Source organism: Seonamhaeicola algicola (assembly GCF_007997385.1).
Taxonomy (GTDB): domain Bacteria; phylum Bacteroidota; class Bacteroidia; order Flavobacteriales; family Flavobacteriaceae; genus Seonamhaeicola; species Seonamhaeicola algicola.
On record NZ_VOSC01000025.1, the window covers coordinates 404,245 to 423,504 of the forward strand.

Here is a 19,260-nt window from a genome sequence, read left to right on the forward strand (position 1 = left end):
AAAGACTGTAGTAATACAGTCTTTATTTTTATATATTTGGCGCATGAACGCAAAATGGTTCTTTAGTACATTTATATTAGCATTTGCTTTTTTTGGCGTATTCCAAAAGCAGGTTACTGTACCCAATCAGGAAGTTGTTTTAGAGTTTGTTAATAGTGCAAGCATTACCAAGCAAACAGTACAATCTGCCATAAACAATGTAAAAGAACAGTTGCAAAGTGTTGGTGCTACTAACATTAAAGTACAAGAAGAAAAAAATGGCACTTTAAAAATTAGCTATTATAGTGCTATTAATGTTGCCAATGTACAACAATTACTTGCTAAAAAGCACGGTTTAGTTTTAGAGCAAGTACCCTTTGAGCAAGAAAATGATGGTTCTTCATCATCAAAATCATCATACAATGTTAATGTTTACGAAATTAAGAAAGGATCAGACCCTTCTAGTTTAAACGGTAAACATATTATTGAAATTAAATATGATTCAGATAGGTTTACCAACCCTAACGTATACTTTCCGTTAATAAGCGTTGCAATAAACAAAACCAATCATTTAGTAAAAACTGCTTACAGAGTAAATAAGCAGGTTCAAGTTACTATAAAAAACATACCTCATAAAGTTCCAGAAGTAAGAGCAGGCCCTAACTGCTAAAAACACTTTCAAAACCCCTCTATCATTAAAAAAATAAAAGCGTTCTAAGCGCTTATATTTCAAACAATATCATAAAAAATAATTGTCAAATTTTCCCGTAAATTATACATTTGCGCGTTCTAAAATTTAGAACAGTAAAATTTTTGACCAAAAAAATATAAGAATGCAAAACAAAGGATTAGTAAAAATATTTGCTTTGTTGTTTGGTTTGGTAAGTATTTATCAATTATCATTCACATTTAAAGCAAATCAAGTTGAAAGCAATGCAGAGGCTTTAGCTATTGAAAAAATAGCCGAAACAGAAGATGATTATCGAGCAAAAAGAAGTCAAGAAGAAGCTAGTTATTTAGAGTCTATTGCAAAAGATACCGTTTTTAATATTGGTATAGCAAAATACACCTATGATGATGTGAAATCTAAAGCCATGAATTTAGGTTTAGATTTAAAAGGTGGTATAAACGTAATTCTTCAAGTATCTGTAAAAGACATTTTAAAAGGATTAGCAAACAACACAAAAGACCCCGTTTTTAATACAGCTTTAGAAAACGCTTCTGAAGTACAAAAAAACAGTCAGAATACTTTTTTAGAAGATTTCTTTATTGAATTTGATAAAATTAAAGGTGATACAAAATTAGCTTCACCTGATATTTTTTACACAAAAGATTTAGATGGAGAAATTAACGGAAGCATGACAGATGAAGAGGTTAAAGCTATCATTTCTACAAAAATTGATGAGTCTGTAGTATCCGCTTTTGAAGTATTACGTAAGCGTATTGATGGTTTAGGTGTAACATCACCAAACATTCAGCGTTTAGGAAATTCTGGTAGAATTTTAATTGAATTACCAGGTGTTAAAGATATTGAACGTGCAGAGCGTAACTTTACTACAATGGCACAACTACAGTTTTGGGATGCTTACAAAGGTGAGCAATTCTTTAACTTTTTAGCACAAGCTAATGAGGTTTTAAAACCTTTAGTAGAAAGCACTAAGACGCAAGACGACGCAAAAGGAAATGATGCTGAAGATGCTACCGCACAAGATGCTGTAGATGAACTTTTAGGTGAAGCAACAACCGACTCTACAACCGTTGCAACTGTTAACCCGCTATTAGATTTAGTAAGAGGTCCTGGTTACCAAGGCGGGCCAGTTATAGCGCAATTTGAACTAAAAGATAAAGAAACCATTTTAGAGTACTTAAATAAAAAAGAAGTAAGAGCACTTTTACCAGCAGAACAACGTTTTGCAAAATTTGCTTTTGGTAAACCAAGTAAAGATTCAGAGCTTGTTGGTTTATACGCTTTAGTTGGTAACAGAGAAAACGTACCACAGTTAAGTGGTGCTGTTGTAACAGATGCACGTGTTAATTTTGGGCCAACAGGTAAGCCAGAAGTATCAATGCAAATGAATGCTAAAGGTGCTAAGCTTTGGGAAAAAATGACGGGTGACGCATTTAATAACAGAAGCCAAATAGCCATTGTTTTAGATGATGTTGTGTACTCTGCACCAGGTGTTACTACTGGGCCAATTGCTGGTGGTAACTCATCTATTTCGGGCGATTTCTCTGTGGCAGAAGCAGATGATTTAGCAAATGTTTTACGTGCAGGTAAATTACCAGCATCGGCTGATATTATTTCAAGTGAAGTTGTTGGGCCATCATTAGGTCAAGAAGCTATTGATAGTGGTACAATGTCTTTCATTATTGCATTAATTGTAGTGTTACTGTGGATGATTATTTACTACGGAAAAGCCGGTGGATTTGCTGATGTTGCCATGGTTTTCAACATTCTTTTAATATTTGGTGTATTATCAGGTTTAGGTGCCGTTTTAACATTACCTGGTATTGCGGGTATTGTATTAACAATAGGTATGTCTGTTGATGCTAACGTACTTATTTTTGAACGTGTAAGAGAAGAACTAGCTAAAGGTAAAGGGTTGAAAGATTCTATTGCCGATGGTTTTGGTAACGCATTGTCTTCAATTTTAGATGCTAACATTACTACAGGTTTAACAGCTTTAATATTATTTATTTTTGGTACAGGCCCAATTAAAGGATTTGCAACTACCTTATTAATAGGTATTGGTACATCATTATTTACTGCTATTTTTATTACAAGATTATTAATAGATTGGTATGTAAACAAAGGCGGAAACTTAAACTTCTCTACACCAGTTACTAAAAACTTATTCAGAAATATTAATATTGAATTCTTAAAGAAACGTAAAGTTGCGTTTATAATTTCAGGAATTTTAATAGCAGTAAGTTTAGGGTCATTAATTACAGCAGGTTTAGATCAAGGGGTTGATTTTGTTGGAGGTAGAACTTACCAAGTACGCTTTGCTAATGATGTTAATCCTTCTGAAATTACTGATGCTTTATCACAAGAATCTGTTTTTGGTAGTGCCGAAGCTAAAACGTTTGGAGCCGAAAATCAGTTAAAAATTACCACTAAATACAAAGTAAACGAAAGTGGTGCTGAAGTTGATGAAGAAATTAAAGAAAAACTATTTAACGGTTTACAACCTTATTTAGATGGCATGACTTATGATGCGTTTGTAGATTTAAGTGATGATACAAAGCAAACAGGTTTAATGCAATCTGATAAAGTGAGTCCTACAATTGCTGACGATATTAAACAAGCATCAGTTTGGGCTGTATTAGGGTCATTAATAGTTGTATTCCTTTATATATTATTCCGTTTTAAACGTTGGCAATATTCACTTGGTGCTGTTGTAGCAGTATTCCATGATGTATTAATTGTTCTAGGTATATTCTCATTAACCTATAAGTTTATGCCATTTAACATGGAAATTAACCAAGCATTTATAGCTGCAATTTTAACGGTAATTGGTTACTCATTAAATGATACCGTGGTTGTATTTGATAGAATTCGTGAATTCTTTAATGAGCATACAGGTTGGAAATTTGACCGTGTTGTAAATCAATCATTAAGCAGTACTTTAAGTAGAACATTAAATACCTCATTAACAACGTTAGTGGTATTATTAGCTATCTTTATTTTTGGAGGCGATTCTATTAGAGGCTTTATGTTTGCATTAATAGTTGGTGTAATTGTTGGTACATATTCATCATTATTTATTGCAACACCAATAATGTACGATACCGTAAGTAAGTTAGATGATAAAAAGAAGAAAAACTAAAACAAAAACTAACTTATATGTTTTAGCCTATCAGCATTACGTTGATAGGCTTTTTTTATTTTAATTAATAAAGAATTAGAATTATTTAACAACACCAAAACTGTATATAACATGTTCTTTGTAGGTGTTATTTGGCTGTAGCAAAGTGCTAGGAAAATTATGTAAGTTTGGTGTGTTGGGTAAATGTTGCGTTTCCAAGCAAAAAGCTGAATGTGGTTTATAGGTAATGCCGTATTTTCCTTTAATTTTACTAATGGCATTACCGCTGTAAAATTGTACACTAGGTTGTGTTGTTGTAACCGTCATGGTTCTGCCAGAAGTAGGTTCAATAACTTCTATAACGGTTTTAGCTTCCTTTAAATTCTTATTAAAAACATAGCAAAAGTGATATCCGTTATTATTGAATTTACCGATGTTATCACCAATTCTTGTAAGTTTAGTTAAGTCTTTGGGTGTGTTTACAACATTTTCTAAAATACCAGTGGGTATAATGTCTTCATCAATAGCTGTAATATTATTGGCATCAATCTTTATTTTGTGGTCGTAAATAAGTTTATCTGTACCCGCTAAATTAAAGTAGCTATGATGTGTTAAATTTACGTGAGTACTTTTATCGGTAGTGGCAGTATAGTCAATTTTTAAATCGTTCGTGTTTGTTAATGTATACGTTACAGTAACGTTTAAATTACCAGGAAAACCCATTGCCCCATCTTTTGATAAATACGTGAATATAACACCTACAGCATTATCATTTTCAAAAGTGTTTCCTGTCCAAATAGCTTTATTAAATTCTTGCCCACCATGAATGTGATTATTGCCATCATTTTTTTCAACAAGATATAAAGTGGAATCTATTGTGAATTGAGCCTGTTTAATACGGTTTGCAAACCTTCCAATAGTAGCGCCAAAACAAGGATTATCATCAACGTATTGTTGTAAATTATCAAAACCTAAAACAACATCAGTAAAAGTGTTGTTTTTATCAGGAACCGAAAGTGCAGTGAGTATTGCACCAAAATTAGTAAGTTTAGCTTCAGTGCCATTTTTATTGGTTAAGGTATAAAGTTGTATAGTTTTACCATTAACAGTGCCCCAATTTTTAGTGTTTATACCTTTTTTTTGAGGTGTTGCACAGCCTATACATGCTATAAAAAGCACGCAAGCCATTAGTTTGAATATTTTTAAAATCATAAAGTTTAGTTGTTTGATAACGTAAATATAGTAAACTTAAGATACGTTTTTAAAAACTTAAACTATCTCCAACTTTTATGTTTAGTGTTTGTGTTAAACCTGCATTAATTTCAAGTACATACTTTGCAGGTGCGTTTGATGGTAACGAGGTTTCATCAAAAGGTTTAGCATTTTTTTGAATGCTTACAATGGTTTTAGCCGCATTTACATAAATAATATCTAAAGGTATTTTAGTGTTTTTCATGTAGAAATACCGTTCGGTTTCATCATTAAAAACAAATAGCATGCCTTGGTTTTGTGCCATTGAGGAACGATACATTAATCCCGTTTGAATATCAAAGTCTGTATCTGCTATTTCAATATCAAAATTAATTTTTGAAGTATCTGACGTTATTCTGTGTATTGTAAGTTCACCTTCTTTGGTAAATGCAACCTTAGTTTGCGAAACCATTTTTTTATCGTTTTTACACGCGGTTAATGCTATTAAGCCAAAATAGAAAATAAGGTGTTTTAGGTGCATTATTTTATGGTGTTTTTTTGCTTAAACCCAAACATAAAATATAAACCAATTAAAATAAAAGGAATACTTAGCCATTGGCCAGTATTAAATCCAAACCAATTTATATACTCGTCGCCTTGTGGTTCTTTAAAGAATTCAACAATAAACCTAACCGTCCAAAGTAAAATTAAAAACAAACCAAATAAAAAGCCAGTTTGGTCTTTTTTAGCTGTTTTAGAGTAGAAAAACCATAATATTAAAAATACAATTATGTAGCAAGCAGATTCATATAATTGTGCGGGGTGGCGGTATGGTACTTTTTCTAATAAATCGGCAAATTGTGGGTTTTCGGTAACGGCGTTATATGCTTTTTGTACATCATTAATACCTGTTAATTTTACAATTTGACTTTTGTAATATTCATCTTGAATAAAACGAACACCTAACGGAAAATTGCCTGAAACTTTTCCAATAATTTCAGAATTTATAAAGTTTCCTATTCTAATAAACACAGCACCTGATGCTACTGAAATTACAATTCTATCTAAAATCCAAAGCATTGATTTATACTTGTATTTTCTACGGTATAAATACATACCAATAATAATGCCTATAGCAGCGCCGTGGCTGGCTAACCCTTGAAAGCCGGTAAACTCTATACCGCCTTTAAATTTAAATGGTAAGAAAATACTAAAAAAATCATCATCAATAAGTTCAGATTGATAAAACAATACATGACCAAGGCGTGCACCAATCATGGTGGCTAAAACGGTGTATATAAATAAAGGATCTAAATAGGTTAATGAAACTTTTTCTTTGGTAAAAATACGTTTCATTATATACCAGCCAAGTATAAAGGCAATTACCCACATAAGGCTGTAAAAATGAAGTTTAAAATTACCAACAATATCTATACCTGTAATAGGGTTCCAATCAAATTTTAATGCTTGCATGCTTGTGTTTTTTGCGCTGTAAATATACGTGTTTGCTGTAATTTAAGTGTTAAAAAAATGTTGGGTTATTCAATACTTAAAACTTCTACTTCAAAAATTAAGTTAGATTTTGGCGGAATACCTCTGTTGCCTTCTTCACCATAAGCTAAATGGTATGGTAAAAACAGTGTGGCTTTATCACCAACGTTAAGTTGTTTTAAGCCTTCTTTAAAACCAGGAATCATTTGTGCATCAGCACTTGTACTGGCAATAATTGGTTTATAACCGTTGGCTTTTTGCCGTTTAGGGTTAACAGCATTTTGTTTTGTTGCAATTTCTAAACTGCTTGTTTGTAGTAATTGCCCGTTTTCAAAATAAACAGCGTAATGTGTTTTAACATCAGAGTCTGGCGGTAATTTAGGGCCGCTTCCTTTTTTTGTAATGTAGTATTTTAAACCAGATGGTAATGTTTTTGCTTTAGCTTTTTGCTTTTCAAAACGTTGTTTGGTGGTTTTTAATAGGGCTAATGCTTTTTCTTTGGCTTTCTTTTCTTTTTTAGCTTCGGCTATAAAGTGATTTTTAAATATTGTTGGGGCATCAAACTTTTTAGCGTCTTTACCTTTTCTAATAATGTTTATAGTTTTAATGCTAATGGTTTCAAGGGGCTTGTTATTAGCATCGGTTTTTACATTAGAAATGCTATCTTGTACTTCATAACCTTCAATTAAATGCCCGAATACACAGTAGCCATCATTAAGGTCTGGTCTAGGAACTTCGGTAATATAAAATTGGCTGCCATTGGTGTTTGGACCAGCATTAGCCATAGCAATAACACCAGGTTTGTTGTGGTTTAAATCTGGGTGAAACTGGTCATTAAACCTGTACCCTGGATTGCCTAAACCATTTTCTAGAGGGTCGCCTCCTTGAATCATAAAAGAGTCTATAACACGGTGAAAAATAAGTCCGTCATAAAACTTTTTGCCAATAAAGGCGCTGTCAACTAGGGTGTTTGTACCTTCGGCTAAAGACACAAAATTGGCTACTAATACAGGTACTTTTTTGTAGGCTAATTTAGTTAGCATAGTGCCTTTGGTTGTTTTAATTTCAGCGTATATACCTTCGTCTAAATTTTCATAAGACGATTTACAAGAAACAAAAACCAAAGTTAATGCCAATAAAAACACGTTAAATTTGGGACTAAATGTCATGTTTAGTTTTGGCTTTTGGTTATTGAATTTACTGTTACTTCGCAAATTAAAGGAACGTTGGTGCCTATTTTATTTTCATCGCCATAATAACCGTATGCTTTTTGCGATGGGAATAAAAAAGTAACAGTTTCTCCAGATTTCATGAGTTTTAAACCTTCGCGTAAGCCTGTGAATAATTCTTCTTTATCCATGGCATAGTTTTGAGTTTTAGTATCATCTTTACTGTAAATCACATTGCCATTTAAAGCTTTAACATTGTAGTTGTAATTAACAATGTCTCCAAATTGGGCAGTAAAAAGGGTGTCGCTTTCAGTTTTAGTGTTGTAATAATACCAAAAACCACTTTCTGAAGCTATGTAATTTTGATTGCTTTCTTGCATTATTTTTTCAATAATAGCAGTTTCTTTGGCATTTAATGCTTTATTTCTGGCAATAGATTCATTAATAAACGACCCTGATTTTGAGGTAATAGGTCTGCGAGCCTCAGGTGTTTTACAACCAAAAAAAAGTAGTAGTATAAAGTAAGTAATGTATTTATGCATTGTTTAGGGCTTTGTTATACTCTGGTAAGATACTAATAAATTTTTCAACAGTATCTTTTAAAGGCAGGTAGCTTTTGCCGCCAGCAGCATTTGTGTGTCCGCCACCATCAAAGTGTGCGCGCGACATTTCGTTTACCGAGAAGTTGCCTTTTGAGCGTAATGATATTTTTATAATACCTTCTTGTTTATCTTCTATAAAAATAGCAGCCAATACAATTCCATCAAGCGATAACCCATAATTTACAACGCCTTCAGTATCTCCTTTAGTGTAATTGTATTTATTTAAATCTTCTTGTGAAAGTGTAATGTATGCAGCTTTATATTCTGGTACTATTTTTAAATTGTTTAATGCGCAGCCTAATAATTGTAACCTGTTATAACTATTTGTATCATAAACATTATTGTGTATTTGGCTGTTATTTGCGCCTTTTTCAATAAGCGTAGCTACAACGTTGTGGGTTGTACTAGTTGTAGATGAAAACCTGAATGAGCCAGTATCTGTCATAATACCAGTGTATAAGCACGTTGCTATATTGGCATCAATACTATTTAAATGGCCTAACATATCAATAAAATGATAAACCATTTCGCATGTAGAACTCATGCTAACATCACTATACATGTAAGTTGCATAATCATCAGGTGCTTGGTGGTGATCTATCATTATTTTTAAAGCTGAACTGTTTGCCAAAATAGGCTCCATGTTACCTGTTCTGTGAAATGCATTAAAATCTAAAGTAAAAATTATATCGGCTTCAGCAATTAGTGTTTCACATTGTTTAGTTTGGCTGTCATGTTTTAAAATAACAGATTCACCAGGTATCCATTTTAAAAAATTAGGATAATCATTAGGTGTAATTACGCTAACGTTATGGTTGTATTTTTTTAAATAATGAAATAAGCCTAACGTAGAGCCAATAGCATCTCCATCAGGGTTTTTATGCGGTACAATTACAATTTTTTTTGGTGTAGCCAGTAATTGTTTTATGTTAGGAATGTATTGTTTTATCATAATTAGCGAATATACAATTTAATAACATATGCTTTAAAGCAATAGTTTTACTTTTGTATTAAAAGTAATGAACATTAAATAAATAGCGTAAATAAATATAAAAGAGTATTTTTGCGCAAAATTTTAAAAAACAAATGGCAACAAATAGAACATTTACAATGCTTAAGCCAGATGCTGTTGAAAAAGGGCACATTGGCGCAATATTAGAAAAAATTTCAGCTTCAGGTTTTAAAATTGTAGCAATGAAATTAACACAAATGACTAAAGCTGATGCAGAAACGTTTTACGCAATACACAATGAGCGTCCGTTTTTTCCAGATTTAGTTGAATATATGACGCGTGGCCCAATAGTAGCAGCTATTTTAGAAAAAGATAATGCAGTTGAAGATTTTAGAACTTTAATAGGTGCAACTAATCCAGTTGATGCAGCCGAAGGTACTATTAGAAAATTATATGCAGAATCTATTAGTGAAAACGCTATACATGGAAGTGATAGTGATGAAAATGCAGCAATTGAAGGTGCTTTTCATTTTTCAGGTAGAGAGCAGTTTTAATATTGTATTAAAAACGCAAAAAAAATTAAGCCCGCAATTGCGGGCTTTTTTTGTAAATAATAAGTAATACTATATGTTAAATTACCTTTACGTTTACTGCGTTTAAGCCTTTTCTACCTTCCTGTAGGTCAAACTCTACTTCATCTCCTTGCTTAATCTCGTCAACCAAACCAGAAATGTGAACAAAATGTTCTTTTTGTGAACCTTCTTCTACAATAAAACCAAAACCTTTAGTGTCATTGAAGAATTTAACTGTTCCTTTACTCATGTTTAAAAAATTAAATTAATATTGATGCTAAGGTAGTGTTTAAAACAATTGTAAATCATTTATTTACAGTTATTTTTTTGTGAATTTTAACAATTTTTTTCTAACCCCTTTAAAATTAAGGGTTGTAGGCTATTTTTTATTTTTTAAAATTGGTAGTTTTACTAGCGTAAAATCAATTTTTTAACAATTTCTTTACCTAGCTCTTCGTTAATTAAGGTAATTATTTTTTGTTTTCCGTAACTAAGTTCTTCTCTTAAAACACTTGAACTTAACTGAACATATAAAATTTCGTTTTGTAAGGTTATTGCAGTTGTGTAATTGTTTACACCGTTACCCATTAATTTTGCCCAAGCATCGGCAACGTTTACTTTATTTAAACCTTTGTCTAGCTTATTGCTTTCAACAAATTCTTTTAATGCGTCTTTAATGCTTATATGTTCGCTATGGCGTTTGGGCATGTTTTATTTTATAAATTAAATATGAGTAGTTTTTTACTAAAGCTTGTTTTTGGTGCCAATCATTATAAACTAGCTCTAAATTTGATGCTTCAAAAGTACCAAAATTATAAGTGTTGAATTGTTAAATTTTATAATTTAAAAATTTCAAAAGATTGATGTACTTGTTTTACTGCATTTTCAGTTCTGTCGGCATGGGTGTCGCTAATAAATAATTGTCCAAAATTCTCATCGTCAACTAATTTAATTATTTGTGCCACACGTTGTTCATCTAATTTATCAAAAACATCATCAAGCAGTAAAATGGGGTTAACGCCGCTTTGCGCTTTAATAAAGTCAAACTGTGCCATTTTTAAAGCAATTAAAAAAGACTTTTGCTGGCCTTGGCTACCAAACTTTTTAATAGGATGTGTTTCAATATCAAAACTTAAATCGTCTTTATGTATGCCAACACTTGTATATTGTAACGCTTTATCTTTATTTATTACTTGTTTTAATAACGTGCTTAAATCATTATCAAATAAATGGCTATTGTAAACCAGTTCTACAGTTTCATTACCGTTGCTTATAGCTTTGTAGCGTTCTTTAAAAATAGGAATAAACGCGTTTAAAAAGGTTTGTCTTTTTTCAAAAATATGTGTGCCAAATTCGTTAAGTTGTGTGTTGTAAACATCTAAAGTATCGGCATTAAAGGTGTGGTTTAAGGCAAAATATTTAAGCAAGGCGTTACGCTGTACTAGTATTTTGTTGTAATTGATAAGGTTGTTTAGGTATGTTTTATCACTTTGCGAAATAACACTATCAATAAACTTTCGTCTGGTATCACTTCCTTCAATAATTAAATTTCTGTCTGCTGGCGATATTATTACAAGTGGTAAAAAGCCAATGTGCTCGCTAAACTTGTCATAAGCTTTACCATTTCGTTTTATAACTTTTTTTTGTCCGCGTTTTAGGCTAACAACAATTTTTTCGGGCTTATCATCTTTTGTGTATTCACCATTTATAACAAAAAACTCTTCGCCATGTTTAATATTTTGCGAAGCCACAGGATTAAAGTAACTTTTGCCAAAAGATAGGTGATAAATAGCATCTAAAACATTGGTTTTTCCTATGCCATTGTTACCAACAATACAGTTTATTTTTTCATTGAAAGTAAACGTTTTACTATCAAAGTTTTTGTAATTAAGTAATGAAATGGATTTTAAAATCATATTACCAAAAGCAATTTTTTAAATGGTTTTTACAGAAAAACCTTTAAAAAGATGTGCAAATTATTGAAAAATATCAAATAAATAGCCTTTTAGTTATGAAGAAAAATTATATTTTTGCGGCGCATTAATTTAAAATATATGGCAACGTACAAGAAGAGAGGATACAAACCTACAACTAAAGTTGAGAAACAACATGACATTGAAGAAAGCTCTACAACAGCAGAGGTTTTTAATACTTTAGATGAAGGTGCTTCAAAAACTGAAGCTTTTGTTGAAAAAAATCAAAAATACATATTCATCATTATTGGTGTAGTGGCCGTTGTGGTTTTAGGTACAATTGGTTACAGAGAGTTTATTGCTGGCCCAAAACAAACTACAGCTATGAATGATATGTTTCAAGCTCAAAAATATTTTGACCAAGCAACTACTGCAGTTGAAAAAGATTCACTTTACAATTTAGCTCTTAACGGTGGCGAAGGTAAATACGGTATGCTAGATATTATTAGTGAATATAGCGGAACAGATGCTGCTAATTTAGCAAACTACTATGCTGGTACAGCGTATTTAAGATTGAAAGATTATGAAAAAGCTGTAGAATATTTAAGTGATTTTGAAAGTGATGATGAAGTTTTAGCGCCTTTAGCAAAAGGAAATATTGGTGACGCTTTTGTACAGTTAAACCAACCAGAAGATGCTTTAGGGTACTATGAAAAAGCAGCAAATATGAGAGATAATGCGTTTACAACACCTATGTATTTGTTTAAAGCTGGTAACATTGCTTTAGATTTAGGAAAAGCAAGTAAAGCATTATCATACTTTGAAAAAATAAAAACAGATTACCCAAATGCTACAGAAGCGGCTAATATTGATGCATTTATTGGTAAAGCCCAAGTGTTAGCAAGTAAATAATATTGCCTAACTTTGTAGTTTATTAGCTAATTCAAAATTAATTTTGAAATTTTTATGGCAACGGTAAACAAAAATCTATCAGATTACGATAAAACAACAATCCCAAACGCGAGTAAATTCCGGTTTGGGATTGTTGTTTCAGAATGGAATAACAACATCACCGAAGCACTTTACCAAGGCGCTTATAATGCTTTAGTTGAAAATGGTGCTTTACCAAGTAACATAATACGATGGGATGTTCCTGGAAGCTTTGAGCTTATTTACGGCTCAAAAAAAATGCAAGAGCAAATGGTAAACGCTGTTATAGCAATAGGTAGCGTTATACAAGGTGAAACTAAACATTTTGATTTTGTTTGTGAAGCAGTTTCTCAAGGCATAAAAGATTTAAATGTAAACAGAGAAACACCTGTTATTTTTTGTGTGTTAACAGATAATACAATGCAGCAAGCCATAGACCGCGCTGGTGGTAAACATGGTAATAAAGGTACAGAGGCTGCCATTGCTGCTATTAAAATGGCAGAATTAAGAAAAAACAGTTAATATCAGCCTGTTTTCATAACTTTCTGTTAAGTTACTAAGGTTCTACTTTTAACTTCAAACTATAGTTTGTACTTTTGAAAGTACAAGCATTACTTATTTTGTTTAAGCAGCGTAAACATAGAACTTTTAATTATAAGCCAAGGTTTTCTGAAGAGCATAAACCTGAAGATTCAAACAATACTGAATCTCAACCAGATTTTATATCAAAATGGAAAGCCGCCAAAGAAGGTAAACGCAAAGTTAAAGGCGTATTACCCGTAAGAACCTTAATTTTGGCTTTGGTACTATTATTGATTCTTATGTATGTATTAGAAAAAAAATACATGTAACTCACAAAAACAACACATTATGGGACTTTTAAAAACGCGAAAAAACAAAAAGTTTAGTTATTCGCCACGTTATTATAAAGGTGAAGGCAACCCCTATGAAATTAAACATAAGTTTGATGAGCACAGAACTACCATAGGAAACAATAACGGCATAAAAGCAAAATTTAATAATGCATTAAACGATTACAAATACAACCCAGATAAAGAAGCAGATAAACGTGTGCTAATAATTATTGGTATACTAGTTTTAATTTTCTTGTTTATAATTGGGTTTGATTTATCTATTTTCTTTTCAAAATAATAAATGGCAGACATTATACAGCTATTACCTGATCATGTTGCAAACCAAATAGCTGCTGGCGAAGTTGTACAAAGGCCAGCATCAGTTGTTAAAGAGTTATTAGAAAACGCTATTGATGCAGGAGCTACAACTATAAAATTAATTATTAAAGATGCTGGTAAAACCTTAATTCAGGTTATTGACGATGGTAAAGGTATGAGCGTTACAGATGCACGTTTGTGTTTTGAGCGTCATGCTACTTCAAAAATTAAATCGGCTGATGATTTGTTTCAACTCAACACTAAAGGTTTTAGGGGCGAAGCCTTAGCAAGTATAGCCGCCATTGCGCACATAGAGTTAAAAACCAAACAAGCTGGTGATGATGTTGGTACAGCTATTGTTATAGAAGGAGGCTCAGTTACATCACAAGAGGTAGTTGTTACGCCACAAGGCACGTCGGTTTCTGTTAAAAATTTGTTTTTTAATATTCCTGCACGCCGTAATTTTTTAAAATCGAATGCTGTAGAGTTACGTCATATTATTGATGAGTTTCACAGAGTGGCACTCGTGCATTCTGATATTAATTTTGTACTCTACAACAATGGTAGTGAAACGTTTAATTTACCTGTAAGTAACTATAGGCAACGAATTGTAAATATTTTTGGCACCAAAACCAACGAGAAGTTAGTGCCTGTTGATGAAGATACCGAAGTTTTAAAAATTTCAGGTTTTGTAGGCAAGCCCGAATTTGCTAAAAAAACCCGTGGCGAACAATATTTTTTTGTAAATAATAGATTTATAAAAAGTGCTTATTTAAACCATGCCATAGCATCGGCTTTTGATGGGTTGTTAAAATCGGGCACACATGCCAGTTATTTTTTATATCTAACCGTAGACCCGCAAACTATTGATATTAATATTCATCCAACAAAAACCGAAATTAAGTTTGATGATGAGCACACACTGTATGCCTTATTACGCTCTGCAGTAAAGCACAGTTTGGGCCAATTTAATATAGCGCCTGTTTTAGATTTTGAACGTGATGCAAGTTTAGATACGCCCTATAATTTTGAGCGTAAACAAACCAATTCTCCCACTATTGAGGTAGATAGAAGTTTTAATCCCTTTGTTGCTGATGACAGGCCAGTAAAAGCTCCATCACCAGTTTCAACATCACCTTCAAAAAGTTATTCTTATAAAAAAGAGTCTACAAGTAATTGGGAAAGTTTGTATGTTGGTTTAGAGTCTAAAAGCAATAACGAATCACAAGAATTTAGCGAAGTTCATTTTGAAAGTGACCAAACTACAGCATCTATTTTTAATGATGAAAAAGAAGTAGAGCAAACCCATACAACCTATCAGCTTCACAACAAATATATTGTAAGTACCATAAAATCGGGCATGTTGTTAATAGACCAACACCGTGCTCATCAACGTATATTATATGAAGATTTCTTAAAAAATATGACAATAAAGGAAGCTATTAGTCAGCAATTACTATTTCCTTTAGAGTTACATTTTTCAGTAAAAGAAATTGAAATTTTAAAACAGTTAAAAGAAGATTTAGAGCACACAGGTTTTGTGTTTTCTAGTGTTTTAAATGAGTCTGTAGAAATTACAGGCGTGCCTGTTAGTGTGCCAGAAAGCGAAGTGTCAATCATTTTAGAGCAGCTTATTAGCGATGTTGAAAATGAAGTGCCCGATGCGCATTTTAGCGCCACTGATTTATTAGCAAAATCTATGGCAAAAAGTTTAGCTATTAAAACAGGGCAGAGTTTAAAAAAAGATGAACAAGAACATTTGGTAAATAAGCTTTTTGCTTGCAAAGAACCTAATGTTACACCAACTAACAAAACAACATTTATAACCATGAGTGTTGATGAGTTAGATAAAAAATTTATTTAAAATATGATGCGAATTTCAGAAACCGTTAAACATTTAATAATTATTAATGTTATTATGTTTATTGGGACTTTGGCCGTAGGTAACGGCATTTTATTTTATGATTGGTTTGCAATGCATTTCCCTAAAAATGATGCATTTAAACCATGGCAAATAGTAACCCATATGTTTATGCATGGTGGAGTTGCCCACTTGTTTTTTAATATGTTTGCGCTTTGGATGTTTGGCACACCAGTAGAGCAGGTTTTAGGTAGTAAACGGTTTTTGTTTATATACTTTTCGGCTGGTTTAGGGGCAGTAGCTTTGCAGGTAGGTTACCATTATTATGAGTTTGTGCCAACATACAATTCATTAGTTTCATCGGGTTTAACACCAAGTGAAATTTTACAAATGTTATCTACAAATAAAGTGTTAGATACTGGTATAACAGAACTTCAGTTTTCTCAATTAAAAAGTATATTTTCAGCGTTTAATGCTTCTATGGTTGGTGCATCTGGTTGTTTAATGGGTATAATGGCTGCTTTTGCAATGATGAATCCTAATGCAGAACTTATGATGATATTTTTACCAATTCCCATTAAAGCAAAATATTTTATTCCGGGTATTATTTTAATAGACTTAATTTCGGGTATAAGCGGACAATCTATTTTTGGTTATGGTAATGTAGCTCATTTTGCCCATGTAGGTGGCGCTTTAACGGGGTTTTTAATTATGTGGTACTGGAAAAAAAATCAGTTTAACAAAAACCGTTGGTATTAATGGCAACGTTTGTGCAAAACATAAAATATAAATTTAGCAGACTCAATGTTCTAGAAAAAATAATAGCAATTAATGTTATTATTTATTTAGTACAAGTATTATTACGCCTAAGTTTGTCGTGGTTTATGCTACCAAGTAGTTTTTCTAGTTTTATTTTAAAACCATGGAGTTTGGTAACTTATGCTTTTTTGCATCATGATTTTTTCCATATTCTATTTAACATGCTTTGGCTTTACTTTATTGGTAAAAGTGTATTAAATATGTTTAATGCAAAATTGGCCTTAAATGTATACTTTTTAGGAGCTATTTTTGGTGGTTTGCTATTTATGTTGGGTTATGAAATTTTTCCAGGGATTTTTGGAGGAAAATCTACGTTAGTTGGTGCATCAGCATCCGTTAGGGCGTTACTCATATTTATTTGCGCATACATGCCTAACCAAGAAGTAGCACTTTTAAGCTTCAGAATTAAACTTTGGTACATAGCTGTAGCCATTGTAGTTTTAGATGTTATAGGGCTAGGCTCAATAAATGCCGGCGGAAATTTAGCGCATTTAGGAGGCGCTTTATTAGGGTATTTATACGCAACGCAGCTTACAAAAGGCAATGATATTGGCAAGGGTTTTGAGAGGTTTATGGATAGGTTGGTTAATGTTTTTAAACCATCAAAAAAGGGTCCGTTAAAAACCGTACATAAAAATAAAAGTAAAGTTGGTGGTTATACTAAAAGCGAGTTTAACGAGTTTAATAACCAGAAAAAAGTAGATATAATTCTTGATAAAATTAGTAAAAGCGGCTACGACAGTTTAACTTCTGAAGAAAAAGATTTCTTGTTTAGAGCCGGAAAAAAATAATTTTTAAAGCACAATATTAATTAAAATGATAGATGAAGCACCTAAGTTTTTTAAATAAAATTATATACTTCATCAACGTTATTGTGGCGCTGGCACTTTTGTTTTCATACGTATTGCCGTTTTTGCCTCCAAAAACTTTTTCGGTACTATCAGTTTTAAATTTAGGGGTGTCTTTACTTATTATTCTAAATATTTTATTTGCTGTTTATTGGCTGGTAAAATTGAAACGCCAAAGTATGCTTTCAATTGTTATTTTAATAGTTGGCTATGTTTTTTACGGATCGTTGTTTAAGTTTTCAGCCTCAAAAAATATTGAAAACCCTAACAATTTTAAGGTTATGAATTACAATGTTAGGTTGTTTAATTTGTATAAATGGATTGATAAAGATAGTATTGAAACTAAAATTGTAGACTTTATAAACACAGAGAAGCCACATGTTTTAAGTGTACAAGAGTATCATCCGCATAAAAATATAAACTTGTCTTTTTTTAAATATAAATATGAAAAATTATCAGGTAAAAAAGATAAGTATGGTCAAGCTATTTTTTCGCAATTTCCTATTGTAAATTCAGGTTCTATTGAGTTTCCAAATACTGCAAACAATGCCATTTTTGCCGATGTTGTTAAAGGTACAGATACCATTAGAATTTATAATATTCACTTAGAGTCTTTAAAAATAAATACCAATGTTGAACATTTAAAAAATGAAGATTCTGAGCGTTTATTTAATCGTGTTAGTTCAACATTTAAAATGCAACAATTTCAAACCGAATTGTTTTTAATGCATAAAAAACAGTGTCCATATAAAATGGTTATTTGTGGCGATTTTAATAACACGGCATTTTCATATGTTTACCGTAAAATTAAAGGCAATTTACAAGATACTTATGATGAAGCTGGCACAGGTTTTGGACGTACGCACGATTTTAAGTTTTTTCCAATGCGTATAGATTTTATTTTTGCCGATGAAGCTTTTAACGTAAATGGCTTTAAAGCTTATAACGAGCATTTTTCTGATCATTTTCCTATAATGACTAAGTTGGCGCTTGAAACAGATTAGCTTTATACCATAAAACTACAATCTACAACATCAGAAATTATATGTATTACCAAGCCTAAAGCTATTAGCCTAGTCTTTTTTGGAATTAATAATAAAACATACAGAATAATGGCGTAGTAAGTGTGTAAGGGGTGAAAGTTAATGCTACATCTGTTTGGGCTAAAAATAGGAGTTGCTAAAAGGTGGTCTAAATCTATTAACATGCCTGCAATCATAATTAAATAAGCACGTTTCCAATGCTGTTTATATGCAATTAAAGCAACAGCTAGTGGTAATAAAAAATGACAACCGTAATGCGCAATGGGTTGAAGCATTAAAGTGAATTTAAGGTTTGGTTTTCTAAATAATTAAGTGCGTTTGGGCCTTCATTAAATAATACATCTAAGATGCTTAAATTTTCTATAAAACCATGTTTTGTACTAAATACTTGCGTGTAGCTTTCAAAATTATATAAAGGCTCTTTTTTTGCGTTAACCAAATACCTTAAATCGGTTTTGTTAGTTGGTGTTTTTTCAAAAACAGTAGTTTGTAAGGGTGTAATATCTAATTGTAAACAATCACAAATAACATTAATGCACTTTAGGTTGAAGTTTAAAATGTTATCTTCTTTTTCTTCAAATAAAGGTTGAAGTTCATCTTCGTAATACTCAAAAAAAGGTGATGTTCTATAGGCCGAAAGTAATGATTTCCAATGGTTGGCTTGCCAATTTTCGTCATTAAAAATTTGTACTTCGCTATATAATTGTCTGTTTTTTTGAGAATAAACAACAGGAATGTTTAGTGTTTGTTTGCCATTAGCCCCATAAATATAAGTACGGTTTCTGTAGGTTTGTTTTACAAAATTATCGGTAACTTCAAAGTATACATTATCTGCCTTAACTATAGCAGAAAAGTGTGCTACATTAGGAAAATATGTTGGGTGAATAAGTATGTTATTCATGGTTTAAA

The 19,260-nt window shown here is 31.9% G+C and carries 22 protein-coding genes; 11 read left to right on the top strand and 11 right to left on the bottom strand.

All coding sequences use genetic code 11. The features are described from left to right. The first annotated feature begins 43 nt into the window (after positions 1 to 43). Positions 44 to 649, top strand: coding sequence for a hypothetical protein (locus FUA26_RS10460; protein ID WP_147135496.1), 606 nt, complete (start codon positions 44 to 46; stop codon positions 647 to 649). Positions 650 to 812: 163 nt separating this feature from the next. Beyond that, positions 813 to 3,809 carry a protein translocase subunit SecDF gene (gene secDF / locus FUA26_RS10465; protein ID WP_147135498.1) on the top strand — a complete coding sequence of 999 codons (2,997 nt, stop codon included), beginning with the start codon at positions 813 to 815 and terminating at the stop codon, positions 3,807 to 3,809. An 81-nt stretch (positions 3,810 to 3,890) separates the two neighbouring features. On the opposite strand, the gene FUA26_RS10470 is transcribed toward secDF, so the two are convergent. From FUA26_RS10470 to FUA26_RS10495, 6 genes are all read right to left on the bottom strand, one after another. Further along, positions 3,891 to 5,000 (bottom strand): aldose epimerase family protein, encoded by a 1,110-nt coding sequence (locus FUA26_RS10470; protein ID WP_147135500.1) that lies wholly within the window; start codon positions 4,998 to 5,000, stop codon positions 3,891 to 3,893. A 49-nt stretch (positions 5,001 to 5,049) separates the two neighbouring features. After that, positions 5,050 to 5,520 carry a DUF192 domain-containing protein gene (locus tag FUA26_RS10475; RefSeq protein WP_147135503.1) on the bottom strand — a complete coding sequence of 157 codons (471 nt, stop codon included), beginning with the start codon at positions 5,518 to 5,520 and terminating at the stop codon, positions 5,050 to 5,052. Beyond that, positions 5,520 to 6,452: a prolipoprotein diacylglyceryl transferase gene (gene lgt / locus FUA26_RS10480; RefSeq protein ID WP_147135506.1), complete on the bottom strand. Its 933-nt coding sequence runs from the start codon at positions 6,450 to 6,452 to the stop codon at positions 5,520 to 5,522. The genes FUA26_RS10475 and lgt overlap by 1 nt, the downstream gene beginning before the upstream one ends. 65 nt (positions 6,453 to 6,517) lie before the next feature. Next, positions 6,518 to 7,639, bottom strand: a complete 1,122-nt coding sequence (locus tag FUA26_RS10485) for a peptidylprolyl isomerase (RefSeq protein WP_147135508.1) — start codon at positions 7,637 to 7,639, stop codon at positions 6,518 to 6,520. Positions 7,640 to 7,641: 2 nt separating this feature from the next. Beyond that, on the bottom strand, positions 7,642 to 8,181 hold the full coding sequence (gldI, locus tag FUA26_RS10490) for a gliding motility-associated peptidyl-prolyl isomerase GldI (protein ID WP_147135511.1): 540 nt from the start codon (positions 8,179 to 8,181) through the stop codon (positions 7,642 to 7,644). Next, positions 8,174 to 9,193 carry a DHH family phosphoesterase gene (locus FUA26_RS10495; protein ID WP_147135514.1) on the bottom strand — a complete coding sequence of 340 codons (1,020 nt, stop codon included), beginning with the start codon at positions 9,191 to 9,193 and terminating at the stop codon, positions 8,174 to 8,176. The genes gldI and FUA26_RS10495 overlap by 8 nt, the downstream gene beginning before the upstream one ends. Positions 9,194 to 9,327: 134 nt before the next feature. On the opposite strand from FUA26_RS10495, the gene FUA26_RS10500 reads away from it, so the two are divergent. Continuing rightward, complete coding sequence (locus tag FUA26_RS10500) at positions 9,328 to 9,747, top strand: nucleoside-diphosphate kinase (protein ID WP_147135517.1); 420 nt, start codon at positions 9,328 to 9,330, stop codon at positions 9,745 to 9,747. 76 nt (positions 9,748 to 9,823) lie between these two features. Here the strand turns inward: FUA26_RS10500 and FUA26_RS10505 are convergent, their stop codons facing one another. The 3 genes from FUA26_RS10505 to recF all read right to left on the bottom strand — a co-directional run bounded on the left by FUA26_RS10505 (position 9,824) and on the right by recF (position 11,681). Next, a complete protein-coding gene (locus FUA26_RS10505; protein WP_147135520.1) occupies positions 9,824 to 10,015 on the bottom strand; it encodes a cold-shock protein in 192 nt (63 codons plus the stop codon). A 161-nt stretch (positions 10,016 to 10,176) separates the two neighbouring features. After that, positions 10,177 to 10,473, bottom strand: a complete 297-nt coding sequence (locus FUA26_RS10510) for a DUF721 domain-containing protein (protein WP_147135523.1) — start codon at positions 10,471 to 10,473, stop codon at positions 10,177 to 10,179. A 128-nt stretch (positions 10,474 to 10,601) separates the two neighbouring features. Next, entirely contained in the window at positions 10,602 to 11,681 is a 1,080-nt protein-coding gene (gene recF / locus FUA26_RS10515) for a DNA replication/repair protein RecF (protein ID WP_147135526.1), read from the bottom strand. A gap of 138 nt (positions 11,682 to 11,819) precedes the next feature. Here recF and FUA26_RS10520 point away from each other — a divergent pair, with 138 nt between their 5' ends. From FUA26_RS10520 to FUA26_RS10555, 8 genes are all read left to right on the top strand, one after another. Continuing rightward, positions 11,820 to 12,590, top strand: coding sequence for a tetratricopeptide repeat protein (locus FUA26_RS10520; RefSeq protein ID WP_147135530.1), 771 nt, complete (start codon positions 11,820 to 11,822; stop codon positions 12,588 to 12,590). Between the two features lie 54 nt (positions 12,591 to 12,644). Continuing rightward, the gene (gene ribH / locus FUA26_RS10525; RefSeq protein WP_147135532.1) at positions 12,645 to 13,130 is read left to right on the top strand and encodes a 6,7-dimethyl-8-ribityllumazine synthase; all 486 of its coding nucleotides are present in this window, start codon (positions 12,645 to 12,647) and stop codon (positions 13,128 to 13,130) included. A gap of 74 nt (positions 13,131 to 13,204) precedes the next feature. After that, a complete protein-coding gene (locus FUA26_RS10530) occupies positions 13,205 to 13,459 on the top strand; it encodes a hypothetical protein (RefSeq protein WP_147135535.1) in 255 nt (84 codons plus the stop codon). A gap of 19 nt (positions 13,460 to 13,478) precedes the next feature. After that, complete coding sequence (locus FUA26_RS10535; RefSeq protein WP_147135539.1) at positions 13,479 to 13,760, top strand: riboflavin synthase subunit beta; 282 nt, start codon at positions 13,479 to 13,481, stop codon at positions 13,758 to 13,760. Positions 13,761 to 13,763: 3 nt separating this feature from the next. Further along, positions 13,764 to 15,644: a DNA mismatch repair endonuclease MutL gene (mutL, locus tag FUA26_RS10540; RefSeq protein ID WP_147135542.1), complete on the top strand. Its 1,881-nt coding sequence runs from the start codon at positions 13,764 to 13,766 to the stop codon at positions 15,642 to 15,644. Between the two features lie 3 nt (positions 15,645 to 15,647). Further along, positions 15,648 to 16,400, top strand: a complete 753-nt coding sequence (locus tag FUA26_RS10545; protein ID WP_147135545.1) for a rhomboid family intramembrane serine protease — start codon at positions 15,648 to 15,650, stop codon at positions 16,398 to 16,400. Next, positions 16,400 to 17,251 carry a rhomboid family intramembrane serine protease gene (locus FUA26_RS10550; RefSeq protein ID WP_147135548.1) on the top strand — a complete coding sequence of 284 codons (852 nt, stop codon included), beginning with the start codon at positions 16,400 to 16,402 and terminating at the stop codon, positions 17,249 to 17,251. Before FUA26_RS10545 ends, FUA26_RS10550 begins: the two co-directional genes overlap by 1 nt. A gap of 32 nt (positions 17,252 to 17,283) precedes the next feature. Then, positions 17,284 to 18,312 carry an endonuclease/exonuclease/phosphatase family protein gene (locus tag FUA26_RS10555; RefSeq protein WP_147135551.1) on the top strand — a complete coding sequence of 343 codons (1,029 nt, stop codon included), beginning with the start codon at positions 17,284 to 17,286 and terminating at the stop codon, positions 18,310 to 18,312. Positions 18,313 to 18,314: 2 nt separating this feature from the next. Here the strand turns inward: FUA26_RS10555 and FUA26_RS10560 are convergent, their stop codons facing one another. Beyond that, a complete protein-coding gene (locus FUA26_RS10560) occupies positions 18,315 to 18,626 on the bottom strand; it encodes a DUF6122 family protein (protein ID WP_147135553.1) in 312 nt (103 codons plus the stop codon). Beyond that, positions 18,626 to 19,252 (bottom strand): WbqC family protein, encoded by a 627-nt coding sequence (locus FUA26_RS10565; RefSeq protein WP_147135556.1) that lies wholly within the window; start codon positions 19,250 to 19,252, stop codon positions 18,626 to 18,628. The genes FUA26_RS10560 and FUA26_RS10565 overlap by 1 nt, the downstream gene beginning before the upstream one ends. Positions 19,253 to 19,260 lie beyond the last annotated feature (8 nt).

Bases quoted from the DNA above. Each gene is read 5' to 3' on its own strand.
- FUA26_RS10460 (WP_147135496.1), top strand. From the start codon at position 44: ATGAACGCAAAATGGTTCTTTAGTACATTTATATTAGCATTTGCTTTT.
- secDF (WP_147135498.1), top strand. From the start codon at position 813: ATGCAAAACAAAGGATTAGTAAAAATATTTGCTTTGTTGTTTGGTTTG.
- FUA26_RS10470 (WP_147135500.1), bottom strand. From the start codon at position 5,000: ATGATTTTAAAAATATTCAAACTAATGGCTTGCGTGCTTTTTATAGCA.
- FUA26_RS10475 (WP_147135503.1), bottom strand. From the start codon at position 5,520: ATGCACCTAAAACACCTTATTTTCTATTTTGGCTTAATAGCATTAACC.
- lgt (WP_147135506.1), bottom strand. From the start codon at position 6,452: ATGCAAGCATTAAAATTTGATTGGAACCCTATTACAGGTATAGATATT.
- FUA26_RS10485 (WP_147135508.1), bottom strand. From the start codon at position 7,639: ATGACATTTAGTCCCAAATTTAACGTGTTTTTATTGGCATTAACTTTG.
- gldI (WP_147135511.1), bottom strand. From the start codon at position 8,181: ATGCATAAATACATTACTTACTTTATACTACTACTTTTTTTTGGTTGT.
- FUA26_RS10495 (WP_147135514.1), bottom strand. From the start codon at position 9,193: ATGATAAAACAATACATTCCTAACATAAAACAATTACTGGCTACACCA.
- FUA26_RS10500 (WP_147135517.1), top strand. From the start codon at position 9,328: ATGGCAACAAATAGAACATTTACAATGCTTAAGCCAGATGCTGTTGAA.
- FUA26_RS10505 (WP_147135520.1), bottom strand. From the start codon at position 10,015: ATGAGTAAAGGAACAGTTAAATTCTTCAATGACACTAAAGGTTTTGGT.
- FUA26_RS10510 (WP_147135523.1), bottom strand. From the start codon at position 10,473: ATGCCCAAACGCCATAGCGAACATATAAGCATTAAAGACGCATTAAAA.
- recF (WP_147135526.1), bottom strand. From the start codon at position 11,681: ATGATTTTAAAATCCATTTCATTACTTAATTACAAAAACTTTGATAGT.
- FUA26_RS10520 (WP_147135530.1), top strand. From the start codon at position 11,820: ATGGCAACGTACAAGAAGAGAGGATACAAACCTACAACTAAAGTTGAG.
- ribH (WP_147135532.1), top strand. From the start codon at position 12,645: ATGGCAACGGTAAACAAAAATCTATCAGATTACGATAAAACAACAATC.
- FUA26_RS10535 (WP_147135539.1), top strand. From the start codon at position 13,479: ATGGGACTTTTAAAAACGCGAAAAAACAAAAAGTTTAGTTATTCGCCA.
- mutL (WP_147135542.1), top strand. From the start codon at position 13,764: ATGGCAGACATTATACAGCTATTACCTGATCATGTTGCAAACCAAATA.
- FUA26_RS10545 (WP_147135545.1), top strand. From the start codon at position 15,648: ATGATGCGAATTTCAGAAACCGTTAAACATTTAATAATTATTAATGTT.
- FUA26_RS10550 (WP_147135548.1), top strand. From the start codon at position 16,400: ATGGCAACGTTTGTGCAAAACATAAAATATAAATTTAGCAGACTCAAT.
- FUA26_RS10555 (WP_147135551.1), top strand. From the start codon at position 17,284: ATGAAGCACCTAAGTTTTTTAAATAAAATTATATACTTCATCAACGTT.
- FUA26_RS10560 (WP_147135553.1), bottom strand. From the start codon at position 18,626: ATGCTTCAACCCATTGCGCATTACGGTTGTCATTTTTTATTACCACTA.
- FUA26_RS10565 (WP_147135556.1), bottom strand. From the start codon at position 19,252: ATGAATAACATACTTATTCACCCAACATATTTTCCTAATGTAGCACAC.